The organism is Streptomyces lydicus (assembly GCF_000717345.1).
GTDB lineage: Bacteria > Actinomycetota > Actinomycetes > Streptomycetales > Streptomycetaceae > Streptomyces > Streptomyces lydicus.
In genome coordinates, this window is the sequence record NZ_JNZA01000108.1 from 1 (window position 1) to 385 (window position 385).

Annotated in this window: 1 protein-coding gene; it reads left to right on the plus strand. The window is 73.0% G+C overall.

The features are described 5' to 3' along the window. Positions 1-385: Ig-like domain-containing protein (locus OO62_RS38750; RefSeq protein WP_169748621.1), on the plus strand; the 385-nt coding region annotated here is incomplete at both ends.

Genomic DNA, 385 nt, shown 5'->3' on the forward strand with positions numbered 1-385 from the left:
CTCCTCGCCCGACCCGTCCGTCTTTGGGCAGCCGGTGACCTTCACGGCGACCGTCGCGCCCGTAGCGCCGGGGGCGGGGACGCCCACCGGCACGGTCACCTTTGTCATCTCCGGCGGCCCGACCCTGACCGGGACCCTCTCCGGTGGCACAGCGAGCGTGACGACCAGTGCCCTGACCCCCGGTACGCACACCGTGACGGCGACGTACAGCGGTGACGCCAACTTCACGGGTTCCGTCGGGACCGACACCCAGACGGTCACCTCGGCGTCGACGACGACCACGGTGACCTCCTCGCCCGACCCGTCCGTCTTTGGGCAGCCGGTGACCTTCACGGCGACCGTCGCGCCCGTAGCGCCGGGGGCGGGGACGCCCACCGGCACGGTC